Raw genomic sequence first — 17,165 nt, 5'->3', positions numbered from 1 at the left:
AATTCCTTCAACAATAGCATTTCTCCAAGAATTGAAAAATCTGTAACCGGGACATTGTGAATATTCAATTCTCTTAGGTTTACAAATATAAGCATAGGTCTCAAGGTTGAGATTGAAACCCTTTCAATAGAAAGTTTGGGGCTAGAAGTCCACAAGTGCAATGTTTCCATGTCAGGATCTTCAGACCCTTTGAAATATCCTTTGAGCAATGATTTCCACCTATCTTCCAAATTATCCCACCAATCTGTAAGAATTGAAGTCCTGTAGATCAAATGAAGATCAGGCATCATTTCCAATAGGTCAGGAACTTCAGCCTCTTCGATTGGAGCCGCATCCACATTTAAATATTCCAGTTTTTTCAAACTATGCAGATCAGTTAAAGTAGCTACAGCCGCCTTGGAAAAATCAAGATAAGTAAGCTCAGAAAGGTTAGCTAAGGGCTGTAAGGATTTAACTTTGGAATTCCTGCCCGATATACTAGTCAAGGTTTTGATGTCGGAAAGTGGAGCTAAATCCTGAATTTCTGTATCATCAAAGTTAAGGTGATTGATTTTTCTGAATTTTAAAACCGGTCCAAGACCTTTGATTGCAGATCCTGATATATCCAATGAATCCATACCAACGGTATAAGTCAAGCTTTCAACACTTGGAGTATTGTTTATTAAATCGGGATTAATTTCACCTAACACCTCTCTCCAAGCTTCCGGAAGACCCTCCCACCAAGTTTGTAGATTCTCTACATGGTGCATCAAAAGAACTCTTCTATTTCTTCTGGAAAACATATCCGCGCTGGCTTCTGAAATCCTGGTTCTATCTGCATAGACTCTTTGCAGTGAAGGGTTGTCATTTAGAGGAGAAATATCAGTTACCTCTGTCTGATTAATGTTTACTACTTTCAATTTAGAAAGTGCCGATAAAGGACTGATCTCCACAATATTGGTTTCCTGAAGATTGATTTCTTCAAGGCTCTCCAACTGACTTAACATTTCAAAATTAATCAGGTAATTATTGCTGATATCCAAATACTTGAGATCGGTTAGCTCATTGATATTCTCTACATTATTGAAACCACTTTCACTTAAATTCAAATGCCTCAAAGCAGAGAATGAATTCAATACCCCAAAGCTCATTATTGGAGTTTTCACTGCTCTTAATGTATGCAATTGTTTTAAATTGCCAAGTTCACTAAGATCTTGGATCTGAGTACCTGAAATATCCAAGACAGTAAGTTTATCTGAATATTTTATAAATTGTATATCCTCGGTTGGCGTATTTGCAATATTAAGATAGGTCAAAAACGTCACATTACTGATAGGATTCAGCTCTGTGATTCTGGTATTGCTAATATCTATGTATTTGAGGTCTCTAAGTGCTTCTATAGGTTCCAGATCAACCACATATTGGTTACCTGACATATTTATGCTATCAAGAGTACTTATCTTATATAAATGATCAAGAGTTACTGAATCACTTTCGCTCAAACCAATTTTTGATCTGAAATAACTTTCCCATGTATAAGAAACTGTTCCCCACCATTCTTGCAACTCTTCATCTCTACTGAGTTTTGTAGTATACATGCTGGCTATTTTGAGTTCATTTGTTTTTGGATCCACATTGACCTCAATAAACCTTTGTTTGGTATTGGTGATTTTTTCTTTATTGAGTCCCTGAGCTTCCAAAGTCCTATCCATGGATACTATAAAAGATAGCTCACCATTATCTCTTTCAAATGGCTTTACTTCTCTAATTTTAAATTTGAAACTAGCATCCCTGAAGAAAAACTCAATATCCTTGAGATAAGCTGTAATATCTTTATTTGTGATTACTTTTCTATCCAGTAATAGGTCGTCTTCAACCTGAACTTTCCCATCACGGAAAATCTTCAAATAACTTTCTCTTATAATAACATCCTTATCTCTGGCAGGAGTATCCTTACTTCCTACCGTATTCAGGAAATATTCTAAAAATTTCACTTGATCTTCTACTTTCTGACCAAGGTCCTTGACCTCTGATTTATTGTAGCCGCCAATGTCTTGGCTAAATACAAGTGAGGTAGTGCCAAGAAAAGTCAAGAAAAGCAGGAATAGAGGACTATTTCTGGTCATATATATATCTTAGTATAGATTCTTTATCTCCAGGGTTCAACTTTACCAGATTACTGATTAGCCAGCCTGTATTAAAACCTGGTCTATTGAATTGATTCAATTCAAAATACCAGTTATTGATTTGGAAGAAATGAAACTTCACATCATTTATTGTTTCAAATTTGATGCTACCTTTTTTCATCTCATAAAGAAAAAGCGTTAAATAATCCGGATCATACTCTTTAGGAGTATAAGCTTCGGGGGTATCTGAATCTTGAAATGCCTTCCTCAGGTTCATAAATCCAAGTTCATGGCTCAAAGGATGTAAGAACCCTTTAGCATCTCCCTCAGGCTTTTTGAATATATCTTTAAATGGCTTGAAAACAACTTTATCGATCACCCATTCATAACCCAATCCTTCCGGCTGGATTTTTAGGAATAAAGTTACATTTTCTCTTTTTCCCTTATATGTGAACACAGAACTGACTTCTGCGAACCAGTTTTCACGGTGAAAATGAATAAATTGAGGATAATTTTCTGATAGTACTTCGCTCAAAAACTGTTTCTTGGTTTCTGAATCAACTGAAGAAGTTTCATTATCGAAAAGTATACTTATAAATTTACCTCTAAGCTCTCTGTCTCTGTATAAGGGATCACCTTCATAATAGCGCTTATCCCCTTCAACAGATTCTTCAGCATTGAAGCGTCTGAAAAATTGATTTACTTGTTTGGTGGAAGCTGCAAATCTCCCATCATCTTTGGGTTGGCCGGGGCTATACAAACCTTGCCCCGGCGCCAACTCAACAGATAATATTGTAACTAATACTACTAAAATTAATTTTCTCATGCGGAGGTTTCAGTCACTCTGATATCACCCAACATTACATCCCAGAACTCAATGGTTCTACCTGCAATTTGAGTTTGTTTTTTCTCAACATAAATGGTGATATCCTTTTTGGTGGTATCTCTATAGTTCAAGCCACTTTCCAAAGAAGTACCTTCAAACCTTTGATAAACAGTAACTACACCTACATATCTTCCATCAGGCTGTCTTTCAAGATCGGAAATATAATGGATGTCGTACCAAGTAATATTTACCCTATCATAGTTAAGTGCCATCAGCCTTTCGAAGTATCTTCTTACTTTATAGTAAGCGATCTCTCTTCTACTCAAAGAAGAAACTCCCATTTCAGCATCTGGCGCAAAAAGCTCTTCTGCCCTGTCCATAACTCTGTTTGCTTCCGAAAACTGAGTTTCTTTACTGCCTATGATTGAGATATATTTAGACAAATCTTTCACCTTCTCTAGTGCAAGTGAATCAATTGCCTGCTTCCTTGCGGGACTAATATTGTCTGACTGCGCTAGGGAAACGACTGTCGTTGTAAAAAACAAAAACAGGAATAACTGGATAATTTTTTTCATGGTGATTTATTATTTCAGAATTATTTTTTTCTACGAAGTTCAAGCTCAGAGACTCTTCCGTTGTTATCAAGTCTGATGTCAGAGATGAAGTTAAGGTTCTTCTTGGTGTCCTTCAGGTAATTAAGATACTTATTGATGGTCGTAGGCTCATCATAGTCTTTAATTCCATTCTCTTCATGGATAACAATCAAAACAGGGGTGTCTTGGTTTGAAAACATTCCCATAGCTTCTGAAATTGTTCTGTTTGCAGTGTCGACATTTGAGGAATTGGAAATACTTGAGAAGTAATTTTCCAATTTACCTACTGCTACTTCCTCAGCAGAAGGTTGTGGCTCGGCAGCCGGCGGTGTCGGTGCAGGTTCTTCAACTGGAGCAGGTTCTGGAGCTGCTACAACTTTCTTTTTGCTTTTACAAGCTCCCATTGCTAACAAGCAGAACAATGCTAAGGTCAACAACCTGCTCAGGGGTGATTGGATGGTTCTTTTTTTCATTTTTGATCTTATTGTTTTTGTTTTTTTTGCTGATCGATTCCACTAAAAGCAAAAAGCATTCCATAGAATCGATGTTTATAGATCTATTAAGGTATTTTAATATCTGCAACTGAAATTCAGGTATTTCGATTACTTATTCGATCAATGGCGCAAATGTAAATGAAAATTCCAATTATTTGCATCATTGAAATTTGAGGAAATTAAAATTATTTTTTCACTTAAAAAAGTCATGCTGAAATTCAACATGACCTAATTCTTTGAATGGTATTATAATCAATTGAAAATTTCCTTCAATTTGTTCTCTAAAGATGGCCCTCTCAAATCTTTTGCTATGATTTTCCCCTCAGGATCAAGCATATATGTAGCTGGAATTGCATTGATTTGGTAAAGAGATGCTGCCTCTGAATTGAAGTACTTCAAATCTGAGACGTGCGTCCATGTAAGCTCATCATCCGCTATGGCTTTGACCCAAGCCTCTTTGGTCCTATCCAACGAAACACCGAAAACCTCGAAACCTTGATCTTTGTACTCATTGTATAATCTCACCACATTTGGATTTTCCTCTCTACATGGCCTACACCAAGCAGCCCAAAAATCAATCAAGACATATTTACCTCTCAAATCAGACAAGTTCACTACATCTCCGTCTGGATTAGGAAGCGAAATATCAGGTGCAGGTTGACCTACTGCCAAAATTCTCATCTCCTCTAATTGAACCATAAGGTTTTGTACATCTTTGAAGTCTGGATATTTTTCAGCCATTTTGGTTACTGTTTCATCCAAAAACTCAAAGTCTGATTTCGGATTGATCATGGCAAAAGACTGCAAAGCAGCAAAACTTCCATCCATTTCTCTAACCAATTCTTTAACCTTTTCCGCATGGCTTTGTTCTAGTTCAAGTGCATCTTGCTGCACCTTTCGTACCTTCTCCTGATCTTTGGCCTTCATCGCATCCATATATACCGTATTGAGGTAATTGATGTTACCTTGGTATTCTGCCATCAAAGCATTGATTTTCTGTACATTTTGCGAGTCATCAGAACCACTTACCTCCAAGCTGGTATCATCAGCAAAGTTGTAGGATATCTCAACATCCTGGTCATAAAGTGCCAATTTCACCTCTTTACTTCCCATCAGGTTTAGTAAATAAAACCCTGGTCCATCCAGTATTAAATTGTACTCAAACTTACCAGAACTATTGACAGGTATTTCAGCTATCTGCTCAGGAGTATCTTCATTGATGTAGGCAAGAACCACTTGCCCTGAAGGTATATTTTCCAGCTTGCCAGAAATTTTTACACTGCCATCAAACTCTCTTTTTTCACTTTCTCCACATGCCATTAAAGACATAGTGAAAAAAAGTAACAGGATATTTTTTATAGTTTTCATGTGTTTATAATTTGCTTTTCAGAGGTCACCCCGATGGATCGGGGCAGGCTATGGAATCTCTCCACCCCGATAGCTATCGGGGTCATCCCAGTATGTGAGAGTTGTTTCATGCCTGCCTGTCCGGTAGGCAAGCTCATTTTCATATGATTATAATTATTCTTCATTGAGCACTACATCCCAAGTACGAGTTGTAATCTATATTTTATTTTCTGTTCAATATATTTAATCTATTCGATAGAAATAATCGTATCGAATCACTAAGGCAGGAATGCTAACTTTAAGATGGACGGCTGAGATATTCTACCATCTAATAATTATCAGTTATCTAATAATTCTGACAATAATTTTGTAGCTACTTTTGGATCTGCCTTGCCCTGAGACTTTTTCATTACCTGTCCCATAAACATACCCATCAGACCTTTTTTACCTGACTTATATTCAGCTACTTTTGCTTCATTTTCAGCAAGTATACCTTCTACTATAGGTTTTAAGCTACTTTCGTCACTCTCTTGAATCAAGTTGAGCTGCTGCGCTATTTCCAGAGGTGAAAGCTCTTTTTTCTGAAGCATTTCTGGATAAATTTTTTGAGAAGCTACAGAAAAACTGACTTTGCCGTCATCTACTAAAGCAATCAAAGAAGCTAATTTTTCAGGACTTATGGGAAAGTCCTCCACGTGAAGGGTCAATTCATTGAGGTAAGACTTTACAGGACCCATCATCCAATTGGAAGCGGCTTTATAGTTTTTGGTTTTGGTACAGAGTGCCTCAAAATACAAGGCAATTTCCTTGCTATCCGTCAATACACCCGCATCGTATTCAGGTAATCCAAACTCATGAACAAACTTATGATGCAGTTCCCTCGGTAAGGATGGCATGGCTACTTTAATACTTTCAAGCCATTCTTCTGAAACAACTACAGGACTGAGATCAGGTTCCGGAAAATACCTGTAATCATTCAAGTCTTCTTTGGTCCGCATACTAGCAGTAGTTCCCGTTGTCGCGTCAAATGTCCTTGTTTCAGATATGATTTCTACACCTTTCTCAATCAATCCAATTTGTCTTTCATATTCATGTTCAATGGCTCTAGATACGTTCCTAAAGGAGTTCATGTTTTTAACTTCTACCTTTTTACCATATTCCTGCTCTCCTCTGATCCTAACGGAAATATTTGCATCACATCTCAAAGAACCTTCTTCCATATTGCCATCGCAAATATCGAGGTATCTGACAAGTTTTTTGATCTCTACCAAAAATGCATAAGCTTCTTCTGAAGACCTGATATCTGGTTCAGATACTATTTCGATAAGAGGGACTCCTGCCCTATTGAAATCTACAAGCGTATCAATTTCCCCAGCAAGGTGCATGGACTTACCAGCATCTTCTTCCATGTGGATTCGGGTGAGGGTTACTGATTTTTTGATACCATCAGAAAGCGATACTGGCACTTCCCCACCTACGCAGATTGGACCCTTGTCCTGTGTAATCTGATATCCTTTTGGAAGATCGGGATAAAAATAATTCTTCCTGGCAAAAATATTCTTTCTAGTGATTTCCGAATTACAAGCCAATCCCATTTTAATCGCAAATTCCACTGCTTTCCTATTCACTTTAGGAAGTGTTCCGGGATGCCCCATTGTTAATACAGAAATTTGGGTGTTAGGAAAATTCCCAAACTCTGTTGAATCAGTGGCATACATTTTACTTTTAGTAAGCAATTGTGCATGGACCTCAAGGCCCACTACCAGTTCATATTTATCTTTTAATTCTGCTGAAAGCATATTCTAGTTCTGTATTGTTTTAAAAACATTGGTCAAAAATGGAGGCAAAATCCACTAAAACCAAATTGATTTACTTAAAAGGCTTTAAGACCCAAACAATTCCTCTGCCTTAGTGATAACATTACTCAAGCCAGAGAGGTTCTTTCCTCCTGCCGTAGCGAAGAAAGGTTGTCCCCCGCCACCACCTTGGATTTCTTTGGCCAAATCTCTTACAAAATTGCCTGCATTAAAACCTTTTTCTTTAACAAGCTCTTCATCGATGATTACTGCTATCTGCGGCTTACCATCTATATCAGCAGCGATCACTGCCAATACTTTTGTAATTTCATTTCTCAGCTCGAAAGCCAGCTTTTTCAATGCATCCGCTGAAGGTAAAGTTACTTTTGCGGCAATAAAATTATATCCATTTACTTCCTTAACCGTCTTGATTAATTCTCCTTTTAATGCACCCGCCTCTTTGGTATGAAGTACTTCGATTTCTTTCCTCAATTCATTCCTTTCATTCAACAGCACTTCCAGAGACTTTTTAAGGTCTTTTGGGCTTTTGAGCAATTCCTGTATTTCTCCAAGTAACTGTAATTGCTGATTGACATACTCTTCAGCTACTTTAGCAGTAATGGCCTCAATTCTCCTTACTCCTGCTGAAATAGAGCCTTCTGAGACAATTTTAAAAATGCCAATTTCACCTGTAGCCCTGACATGGGTGCCGCCGCAAAGCTCAACAGAAAAATCTTTGTCAAAAGTAATCACTCGGACATAATCACCGTATTTTTCCCCAAACAAAGCCGTAGCACCCTGTTTCTTTGCTTCTTCTATTGGAATATTCCTTTGCTCATACAAGTGTATATTTTCTCTGATTTTCGAATTGACGATCATTTCTACCTTTGAGACCTCTTCTTCTGTCATCTTGGCAAAATGAGAAAAATCAAATCTCAACAATGACTCATTTACCAGGGAGCCTTTTTGTTGGACATGATCGCCAAGCACCTGCTTGAGAGCCGCATGTAAAAGGTGTGTTGCAGAATGATTATTCATCGAAGCTTTTCTCTTTATTGCATCAACTTCTGCCATAAACTCAGCACTTGGATCAGATGGAAGCCTGTCCACAAAATGAACGGTAAGGTCATTTTCTTTTTTGGTATCCAAAACTTTGATGGTCTCGCTAGAAGATTTTAAATAACCTTTGTCTCCTACCTGTCCACCACTTTCAGCATAAAATGGGGTTTTGTCTAAAACAAGCTGAAAACGATCCCCTTTTTTATCTTTTATTGCCCTATACTTGATTATCGAGCTTGACGCAGTTAAAGCATCATAGCCAACAAATTCAACAGCCTCTTCAGGACGGATCAAAACCCAGTCTCCTGTTTCTTGTTCTGCCGCGGCACGAGACCTGTTTTTCTGGATTTCCATTTCAGCAGCAAAGCCTTTTTCATCTACTGACAACCCATTTTCTCTTGCTATCAAAGAAGTTAGATCCAAAGGGAAACCATAAGTGTCATACAATTCAAAGGCAACTTTACCAGTGATAAATCCAACTCCAGATTTTGCCTGTTCTTCTTTGATTTGCTCAAGTTTTTTTAGTCCATTGTCCAAAGTCCTCAAAAAAGATGCTTCTTCTTCCATGATTACTTTGGCTATAAAATCCTGCTGAAAAGCAACTTCGGGAAAAATATCTCCAAAATTCTCGGCTAGCAGAGGCATGAGTTCATAAAGGAATGGTTTCTGTAGACCCAGAAAGGTATAGCCATACCTAACAGCTCTCCTTAAGATTCTCCTGATAACATACCCTGCTTTATTGTTGGAAGGAAGCTGTCCATCTGCAATTGTAAAAGCAATAGCCCGAATATGATCCACAATCACCCTCATGGCTATATCCAACTTTTCATCCTTTCCGTATTGCTTACCTGATTTTTCTTCCAACAAATTGATAAATGGCGTGAAAATATCAGTATCGTAATTGGAAGACTTGAATTGAATGGCGCGAACAAGTCTTTCAAATCCCATTCCTGTATCTACATGCTTGGCTGGCAAATCCTTCAAAGACCCGTCTGATAACCTATTGAACTGCATAAAAACCAAATTCCAGATCTCAATGACCTGTGGGTGATCATTATTTACCAGCTCATATCCACTTAATTCCTCGATTTCTTTATCCGGCCTCAGGTCAATATGAATTTCTGAGCAAGGTCCACAAGGACCTGTATCTCCCATTTCCCAAAAATTATCCTTTTTATTCCCAAAAAGTATCCTGTCTTCAGGAACTATATTTTTCCATATATCGAAAGCTTCAATGTCTTTACCCAATCCATCTTCCTCATCTCCACCAAATACAGAAACATAAAGTCTCTCCTTTGGAAGGTCATAAACATTCGTTAAAAGTTCCCATGCCCATTCGATGGCCTCCTTTTTGAAGTAGTCTCCAAATGACCAATTTCCGAGCATTTCAAACATAGTATGGTGATAAGTATCCACACCAACTTCTTCTAAATCATTGTGTTTACCTGAAACTCTTAAACACTTTTGGCTGTTAGCTACTCTCGTGACTTTCGCCAGTTCATTGCCTAGAAAGAAATCCTTAAACTGATTCATACCAGCATTGGTAAACATCAGCGTTGGATCATTTTTGACAACGATCGGAGAAGAAGGTACAAATTGGTGCTGCTTGGATTTGAAAAATTCGATAAAAGTACTTCTGATCTGTTTGGCTTCCATGTAAGCTTTTGACTATGTTCGGATTGTATTGATTATTGTCTATCTTTGCGGACTTTAAAGTGGAATCACCCAAGCCCATAAGGGCTACAAAATTATAAGAATTAGCCTGCAAATTGTAATGAGTAGAATAAAATATTACTACGACCCTAAATCCTGTAAATACGAAAGATATAAAAGAAGCAAATGGGACACCCTCCTCAATGGACTGGGATTTTTGTCTTTGTCTTCTGTTTTGGCAATCGTATTTATCATTGTTTTCAACTTTTACTTCGATAGCCCCAAAGAGCTTTTGCTGAAAAGAGAAAATTCTGAACTGAAATTCTATTACCAACTTATGGAAGAGGAGGTTGGGAAAATGAATGACATGCTTACAGACTTACAACAGCGTGACGACAACCTTTACCGTATCATTTTCGAATCAGAGCCAATAGCCCCTGAAATAAGGCAAGCTGGAGTAGGCGGATCAGACAAGTACAAAGAAATCAGAGAAAAAGGTCTTAATCAGGAAAAAATGATCATTTCGCTGAACGCTAAAATAGATGCGCTGAAAAGACAAATGTATGTGCAGTCGGTAAGTTACGATGAAGTATCAGAATTAGCTTTGAGAAAAGAAGAATATTGGGCATCCGTCCCGGCTATTCAGCCCATATTGAACGAGGACCTCAACCTATTGGCTTCGGGTTTCGGCATGCGTGTACACCCTATCCTTAAAGTACGGAAATTGCATACAGGAGTGGATTTTGCCGCTCCAAAGGGAACTCCGATCTATGCCACAGGAGATGGAATAGTCAAAACCGCCAAAACTATTTTTGGTGGCTATGGCAAATATGTTGAAATAGACCATGGTTTTGGTTTTGTTACCAGATATGCCCATATGAATGATTTCAAAGTGAGAGCTGGTCAGAAAGTCAAAAGAGGAGATCAAATAGGTACTGTTGGCAATACAGGCTCATCAACTGCTCCACATGTTCATTACGAAGTGATCAAGGATGACAGGTTTGTCAATCCTGTACAGTATTTCTTCAAGGATCTAACTCCCGAGGAATATGACAAAATCCTCGAGCTGGCTTCTAAAGAAAATCAATCTCTCTCTTAAGTTTGTCCATACCGAATTTGCCTAATATGCGAAGAAGCCCTACCACATCAGTCAGGGCTTCTTTATTTTTAAAAGAATCTCAAAACTGTCAATCCCCTCACTTTAACAAAATGTTTCGTATTCCATATTACAATTATTGATTTCATAATTTGTTTTGAACAATTCCTCCATTTTCATTCTCATACTTATTTTTAAAAAAGACTTTGAAAACAGAGCCTTTTCCCAATTCACTTTCTACCTCAATACTTCCTCCAGCATTGGTGATAATTTTTTTGGCTAAATAAAGGCCCACACCACTGCCTTCCACATGGTCATGCGCCCTTCTGAATCTTGAAAAAATCTCATGCTTTTTATTATCTGGGATTCCCAGGCCATTGTCATGAACAGATAAGATGATCCCATCATCTGATTTTTCTGTTTTGATGGTCATCTCAGGTGCCCTATCATTTGCTTTGTATTTGATGGCATTACTCATCAGGTTAGATAGAATTCCTCTGAGATTCTTTCTTGTAAAGGGAATTTCAGGCACCTTAAGATCCAGTTTTATAGTTGCTTTGGATTTGATTATTTTATCCTTCATGGTACGTTCAATGTCACTGATGAACCCCTTCAGGTCAATACTTTCATAGGCGTCTAACTCCTGCTCTATTTTGACGATATCAGAGAGCTCGTCTATAATGTGGGACAGGTTTGAAACAGATTGACCCATCATTTCTGTCAGTTCCAATTCATCATTTGACTGAAGTTTTTCTGACTCCTTTAGATACTGTACCAATGAAGTCAAGCTTGCCAATGGCCCTTTCAAGTCATGGGAAACTGAATAGATGAAGGTATCATGGTCCGCGTTTATCCTGAAAAGTTTGTCCTGGACATTTTTCAGCTCTGTTATATCGTTGAAGGTAATAATGACCCCATTTGCCTGATTATTCTCCTGTTTGATGTAGGGCAATGCCTTCATCTGATACCACCTGCCTTCCACAGTCTGCACTTCCTTTTCTACCGAATCACCGTTGGCAATTACTTTCCAGATATCATCTATCAAGGTTGAAAACCTGATATTGGTGGAAATATCGCTTAAAAGTCGTCCAATATCACTTTCTTTCAGGTTCACCTGCCTGATGGCAGAAGGAGTGAATTTTCTTAGAACAAGGTCTTTGTCCACGTACAGCTGTGCATTGATAGTGGACTTGAAGTAATTGTTCAGATCATCATTCAGCTCAGCCAGTTCCTTGATTTTCAATTGATATTCATTATTCACTGTCTGCAATTCTTCATTGACAGACTGCAGTTCTTCATTTGTGCTTTGCATTTCCTCATTACTGGATATTAGCTCTTCATTATAAGATGAAATATTGTCATTGGAAATGGCCAGTGCCTCATGCGCCTCTCCCAATCTGTGTTTCGCCTCTGCAAGTTCTTCTTTGATATCTTCCATATATCGCTTGGTATGGGCTTCCATTCCAAAGATTTCAACATCTTTATTAGCGATATTCTTTGTTTGTGCATCACTGAACAAAATAAGGGTTACATTTTGTGATGTATTATTTTCCGATAGAAATGGTTTGATAAAAACATTCACATATTCAAAATTTTCACTTTTTTTGATTTTAACATCCTTGATAACTTTTTCCTTATTCTCTTTCACTGCCTTTCGTAAAGTGGTCGAGGTGGCAATAGCTAGTTCTTCGGGAAGCATTTCAAGCAGGTTGAAATTGAAAATTTTGGGAAGTAAGTATTTCTCGTAATTCCCGTAGGTATGTTGGATTTCAAATTCAGAATCCACCCATACTCCTGCCTGGTATCCAGATTCTGCAAGCAAGGTTTGGTTGACCAGCTCAGTAAGATTCCCCTTAAAAATATTTTTCTGAGGCGAAGAGCTGATCAAATTTGGGTTGATAAACTGTCTTTGCATACCGGGAGTACTGTAGGTGGTATCCCTAAGTCTGCGGACTAATTCCTGATTTCTATAGACTTTCCATTTTTTATTTACATCCTCAAAGGATTTTTTCAAATCCCCCAGACTTTCGCTAGGGCCTAAAAACAAATACCCTCCCAAGTTAAGGCAAAAATGTAGCGAGGAAAGTATTTTCCTTTGTAAAATCGGATTGAGATAGATAAGAAGATTTCTACAGCTGATCAGATCTATCTTACCATAAGGAGGTTGTTTGATGATATCATGATCGGCAAAAATGATCATTTTTCTGATATTGTCCCTTACCTTATACTTTTCATTGTCTTTTATAAAGAATTTATCAAGCCTTTCTTTAGATACATCTTTGGTAATGTTATTAGAATAAATTCCTTTAGAAGCATGAAGCAAGGCTGCCTTGTCTATATCGCTGGCAAAAATCTTTACTTCCAGATTTTTCTTAAGCTCCGTGAGATGTTCTACGATTAGGATTGCTAGGGAATAGGCTTCTTCTCCGGTTGCACATCCAACTACCCAAACCTTCAGTGTGTCAACCTGGAGTTTATTAGAAATAATATTGGGGATTACCTCTGCTTTGATAATTTCAAAAGCCTCTGAATCCCTAAAAAATTTTGTAACACTGATTAAAAATTCTTTTGCCAAAACACCTATTTCTGTGGCATCTGCTTCCAAAAAATCGGCATAATCATCCAGTGTCGCCATCTTGGTTTTAGTCATTCTGATAGCAATCCGTCTAAGGATAGTGGTTCGTTTGTATTCTGAAAAATCTAGGGGTGTGTTTTTCTGGATCAGATTAAGAATCCTCAGTAGAGAAGCTTCATCTACTTTTGAGCTTTGATGTGTCAAATCTTTTTCCAAAAACACCCTTTGCAAATGATAAATGATTTCCTCGGGAATCAACTGCGGAGAACGGATCACATCCACATTTCCCGATTCTATGACACTGTTAGGCATTCCATCAAATTTTGCTGTATCAGGATCCTGAACGATCACAAATCCACCATTTCTTTTGATAGCCTCAGCACCTTTGGTTCCATCTTTACCTGTCCCTGAAAGAATCACAGCAATGCTTTTTTCCCCCTGATCGTCAGCCAAAGAATCGAAAAAAATATCTATAGCCATATTGGGTTGATTGGGCCTACTATCCGACAATTGGAGCTTTCGACTTTTGATCGTCATGTTTTTCCCTTTGGGGATAAGGTAAACACAGTTAGACTCCACAAACATTCCGCTTTCTGCAATAAATATTTTCAGTTTACTATGTTTTTCAAGCAACTCTGCCATAAAGCTTTTATGATCAGGAGACAGGTGCTGAATTATCACATAGGCTACCTCATCTTCTGGTGTGTGATCAAAAAGCAAGTGTATAGCTTCCATCCCGCCTGCTGAAGCACCAATGGCAATAATATGTGTGTCTTGCGTGTAATCCTCTTCGTTATGTTTCATTGTATTATGGTTTAAAAGTGACAAAAGGTGATCGTAATCGAGGTGGGAATCATATAAAAATCCTCTTACCCTATCAAAAAATGGTTTTAGTGTATCAATACTTTAAGCCAAACAATTACCAATAATCAGTATAGATTAATATTAACAATTATATAGCCAAGATTACCATGTTGAGGCATATATATTTTAAACGGTAAACAAACATATTGGCTAAAAATAAAATATGTAATGAATTGATTTACAATAGTTTAAAAATTTCATTTTAAAATGAAGAGAGTTTTATTAATAAAATGCTGTTAAAAATCATTGAATTCGAATAATTAGACTTTTCATGGGTCCTTCCATGCAACGAAATAGGAATTCACAGATGGGTGTATTGACTCAAAGCAACTTGCAATGCCTTAGATATAATCCTGTTTACAAGTTTTCTTTCAAGTAAAGGGGTAATTCCGCTTATTCAATTCTGTCCCTCATAAGTTTTTACTCAAACTTAAATCTTTTAAAAATCCCCAATTCTAAACCTCTTCTCTAAGGCCCTAAACGTGCGGTAACATTTACGGTCTTCAATCATTTTTAAATTTAAATATTGTTTGGCAAGCACCTATCCCAATTGATAGGTGCCTAGATCATCAGGCTATATTGTGCAGCTTGATTTTATTGAAAAGTGTTTTTCTGTCTATCCCCAGCTGCTTGGCAGCTTTTGTTTTGTTATACTGATTTTCCAGCAGTGCTTTTTTGATGGCCTCTGCCTCTGCATTGGCTGCTATCTCTTTCAAATCCACATGATCTACTGTAACTTGCCCGGAATTGTTTTGAGAGGTTTCTCCAGCTGGAGAATCACCATCATCCTTGAACGCAAATTTATTCGCATGAACTATTTCATGTGGAATAGCAGAAATCTTAACCTCATCCCCATCTGTTAAAAGTAGCGATCTTCTGATAATATTTCTCATTTCCCTCAGGTTACCAGGCCACTCATATTGCCCAAAAAGCTCGGCAACTTCATGCGAAAACCCATTGACTTCTTTTTTAAGCTCCTTGTTGGCCAACTGCAAGAAATGTTCAGCAAATAGCATGATGTCTTTTCCTCTTTTGCGGAGAGGTGGTACACTGATGATAAATTCATTGAACCTATAAAAGAGATCTTCTCTAAATTTACCTTTTCCAACAGCATCTTTCAGGTTTTCATTAGAAGCAACAATGATCCTCACATCTATGCTCTTGTCTTTTACGCCTCCAATCCTCCTTAATTTTTTTTCCTGAACCAACCTTAAAAGACCAACTTGAATATCATAGGATAAATTGGCTATCTCATCAAGAAATATGGTTCCGCCATCGGCCAATTCAAATTGTCCTTCTTTGGAGGCAAGTGCACCAGTAAATGCTCCTTTCTCATGTCCCCAGAGTTCGCTCCCTGCAAGGTCTCTTGTAAGAGCACCACAGTCAATCGCTACAAATGGCTTGTCTTTTCTTTCACTGAGGTCGTGAATAGTCCTGGCTATATTTTCTTTGCCTGCTCCACTTTCTCCGTAGATGATTACAGAAAAATTGGTAGGAGCTACCAGAGAAACTTCCTTCAACAGGTTTTTGGAAGCACTGTCCTTACCCCAAATGTAGTCAGCATCACCTTTTGGCAATTTGATGTTTTTACTTTCTGCCTGCTTTTCTTCTGTATCAGAGATTGCAGGTGAAATGGTGGGTGTATTCATCGCCCTGTCAATAAGGCTGAGTATTTCATCAGGTATCAAGGGCTTGACCACATAATCAAACGCCCCTTTTTTCATCACTTCTACTGCAACCCTGACATCTGAATAACCCGTAATGATTGCGAGTTTGGTCATAGGAGAAATCTTCTTTACTTCCTGTAAAATCTCGGGACCTTCAATATCCCTCAATTTAAAGTCGCAAAGTATAAGGTCAAAATTGTTCTTTTTGACCAATTCAAGCCCATTTACGCCGCTCATTGTGGTTTCTACATCATGTCCTTTCTTAGACAGAAAGCGTTTAAGCAAATTACAGATATCAAGATTGTCGTCAATAACTAATATTTTCGCCATAAAATCGGTTTAATTCAATCTACTATTTGGTCAATTTCAGATAAGGAAAATGGTTTACTTAGAAATGCCAAAGCTCCTTTAGATTTGGCTTTACTTCTCATTTCTCCATGATCAAAAGCACTCATCATAATTATTGATAAGCTTGGAAAGCTTTCCTTTACTTGGGGAAGGTTTTCTAGACCATTCCCATCCGGTAGGTTAACATCTAAAAATAAGAAATCAGGATTAATTTTTTCCAATTGATTTTTACCTTCCCTCAAATTCTCTGCTGTAAATACCTCAAATCCCTTTTTCTTAAGGAATCTGGATAACAAACTCAATATACCTACTTCATCATCTATAATCAAAACTACCCTTTTCACCATAGGTTATTAATCCTTAACTTTCCTGTAACTGTAACTTCCCATTTATTGAACCCTATTTACTTAAAACGAACAAAGGATTCAAGATAAATTTAAAAGTATCAAAAGACAGCTTTCAACTGTCTTTTGATATTGTTAATGCTTAGGAAGCCTAACATTTTAATTTCAAACATGATTCAAACTATACTCGGCGACCTGAGATCACCCTGAAAAGAATTGAAATAATTGCTAAAACCAGCAATATATGTATCAATCCCCCTACACTGTAAACAAACGCGCCAAAGATCCAGCCTATAACTAAAATAACTGCGATCAAATACAATAAATTTCCCATCTTTTAAATATTTAAAGTTTAAATAATATTTTCTAAAAATTTTTTCAAACTTTATGCCTAAAGG

General features: G+C 37.5%; 13 protein-coding genes. 1 reads left to right on the top strand and 12 read right to left on the bottom strand.

All coding sequences use genetic code 11. From position 1 onward, the window contains the following. The 8 genes from EA341_RS18830 to alaS all read right to left on the bottom strand — a co-directional run. Positions 1-2,105 (bottom strand): leucine-rich repeat domain-containing protein (locus EA341_RS18830; RefSeq protein WP_293016723.1); only part of this gene is annotated, 2,105 nt, incomplete at its 3' end. Continuing rightward, the gene (locus EA341_RS18825) at positions 2,092-2,931 is read right to left on the bottom strand and encodes a hypothetical protein (protein ID WP_293016722.1); all 840 of its coding nucleotides are present in this window, start codon (positions 2,929-2,931) and stop codon (positions 2,092-2,094) included. The genes EA341_RS18825 and EA341_RS18830, both read right to left, overlap by 14 nt. Continuing rightward, the gene (locus EA341_RS18820) at positions 2,928-3,506 is read right to left on the bottom strand and encodes a hypothetical protein (RefSeq protein ID WP_293016721.1); all 579 of its coding nucleotides are present in this window, start codon (positions 3,504-3,506) and stop codon (positions 2,928-2,930) included. Before EA341_RS18820 ends, EA341_RS18825 begins: the two co-directional genes overlap by 4 nt. Before the next feature lie 20 nt (positions 3,507-3,526). Continuing rightward, positions 3,527-3,997 carry a nucleoid-structuring protein H-NS gene (locus EA341_RS18815; protein ID WP_293016720.1) on the bottom strand — a complete coding sequence of 157 codons (471 nt, stop codon included), beginning with the start codon at positions 3,995-3,997 and terminating at the stop codon, positions 3,527-3,529. A 273-nt stretch (positions 3,998-4,270) separates the two neighbouring features. Beyond that, positions 4,271-5,386, bottom strand: coding sequence for a TlpA disulfide reductase family protein (locus EA341_RS18810; RefSeq protein WP_293016719.1), 1,116 nt, complete (start codon positions 5,384-5,386; stop codon positions 4,271-4,273). Next, the gene (locus EA341_RS18805) at positions 5,383-5,523 is read right to left on the bottom strand and encodes a hypothetical protein (RefSeq protein WP_293016718.1); all 141 of its coding nucleotides are present in this window, start codon (positions 5,521-5,523) and stop codon (positions 5,383-5,385) included. Before EA341_RS18805 ends, EA341_RS18810 begins: the two co-directional genes overlap by 4 nt. A 180-nt stretch (positions 5,524-5,703) precedes the next feature. Further along, positions 5,704-7,164 (bottom strand): Asp-tRNA(Asn)/Glu-tRNA(Gln) amidotransferase subunit GatB, encoded by a 1,461-nt coding sequence (gatB, locus tag EA341_RS18800; RefSeq protein WP_293016717.1) that lies wholly within the window; start codon positions 7,162-7,164, stop codon positions 5,704-5,706. 84 nt (positions 7,165-7,248) lie between these two features. Continuing rightward, entirely contained in the window at positions 7,249-9,876 is a 2,628-nt protein-coding gene (gene alaS / locus EA341_RS18795; protein ID WP_293016716.1) for an alanine--tRNA ligase, read from the bottom strand. Between the two features lie 118 nt (positions 9,877-9,994). Here alaS and EA341_RS18790 point away from each other — a divergent pair, with 118 nt between their 5' ends. Next, positions 9,995-10,972 (top strand): M23 family metallopeptidase, encoded by a 978-nt coding sequence (locus EA341_RS18790; protein WP_293016715.1) that lies wholly within the window; start codon positions 9,995-9,997, stop codon positions 10,970-10,972. A 142-nt stretch (positions 10,973-11,114) separates the two neighbouring features. Here EA341_RS18790 and EA341_RS18785 read toward each other — a convergent pair whose 3' ends face one another. The 4 genes from EA341_RS18785 to EA341_RS18770 form a co-directional block, all read right to left on the bottom strand. Continuing rightward, complete coding sequence (locus EA341_RS18785; protein WP_293016714.1) at positions 11,115-14,348, bottom strand: chemotaxis protein CheB; 3,234 nt, start codon at positions 14,346-14,348, stop codon at positions 11,115-11,117. Between the two features lie 629 nt (positions 14,349-14,977). Next, positions 14,978-16,405, bottom strand: a complete 1,428-nt coding sequence (locus tag EA341_RS18780; protein ID WP_293016713.1) for a sigma-54 dependent transcriptional regulator — start codon at positions 16,403-16,405, stop codon at positions 14,978-14,980. Between the two features lie 14 nt (positions 16,406-16,419). After that, the gene (locus EA341_RS18775; RefSeq protein WP_293016712.1) at positions 16,420-16,770 is read right to left on the bottom strand and encodes a response regulator; all 351 of its coding nucleotides are present in this window, start codon (positions 16,768-16,770) and stop codon (positions 16,420-16,422) included. 178 nt (positions 16,771-16,948) lie between these two features. After that, a complete protein-coding gene (locus EA341_RS18770) occupies positions 16,949-17,101 on the bottom strand; it encodes a lmo0937 family membrane protein (RefSeq protein ID WP_293016711.1) in 153 nt (50 codons plus the stop codon). Positions 17,102-17,165 lie beyond the last annotated feature (64 nt).

The sequence above is a fragment of the Mongoliibacter sp. genome, assembly GCF_007692705.1.
GTDB lineage: Bacteria > Bacteroidota > Bacteroidia > Cytophagales > Cyclobacteriaceae > Mongoliibacter.
Note: the sequence above shows the minus strand (reverse complement) of the source record. Positions and strands in the feature narration are given on the sequence as shown.

Bases quoted from the DNA above. Each gene is read 5' to 3' on its own strand.
- EA341_RS18815 (WP_293016720.1), bottom strand. From the start codon at position 3,997: ATGAAAAAAAGAACCATCCAATCACCCCTGAGCAGGTTGTTGACCTTA.
- alaS (WP_293016716.1), bottom strand. From the start codon at position 9,876: ATGGAAGCCAAACAGATCAGAAGTACTTTTATCGAATTTTTCAAATCC.
- EA341_RS18820 (WP_293016721.1), bottom strand. From the start codon at position 3,506: ATGAAAAAAATTATCCAGTTATTCCTGTTTTTGTTTTTTACAACGACA.
- EA341_RS18775 (WP_293016712.1), bottom strand. From the start codon at position 16,770: ATGGTGAAAAGGGTAGTTTTGATTATAGATGATGAAGTAGGTATATTG.
- EA341_RS18780 (WP_293016713.1), bottom strand. From the start codon at position 16,405: ATGGCGAAAATATTAGTTATTGACGACAATCTTGATATCTGTAATTTG.
- EA341_RS18790 (WP_293016715.1), top strand. From the start codon at position 9,995: ATGAGTAGAATAAAATATTACTACGACCCTAAATCCTGTAAATACGAA.
- EA341_RS18785 (WP_293016714.1), bottom strand. From the start codon at position 14,348: ATGAAACATAACGAAGAGGATTACACGCAAGACACACATATTATTGCC.
- EA341_RS18810 (WP_293016719.1), bottom strand. From the start codon at position 5,386: ATGAAAACTATAAAAAATATCCTGTTACTTTTTTTCACTATGTCTTTA.
- gatB (WP_293016717.1), bottom strand. From the start codon at position 7,164: ATGCTTTCAGCAGAATTAAAAGATAAATATGAACTGGTAGTGGGCCTT.
- EA341_RS18770 (WP_293016711.1), bottom strand. From the start codon at position 17,101: ATGGGAAATTTATTGTATTTGATCGCAGTTATTTTAGTTATAGGCTGG.
- EA341_RS18825 (WP_293016722.1), bottom strand. From the start codon at position 2,931: ATGAGAAAATTAATTTTAGTAGTATTAGTTACAATATTATCTGTTGAG.
- EA341_RS18805 (WP_293016718.1), bottom strand. From the start codon at position 5,523: ATGAGCTTGCCTACCGGACAGGCAGGCATGAAACAACTCTCACATACT.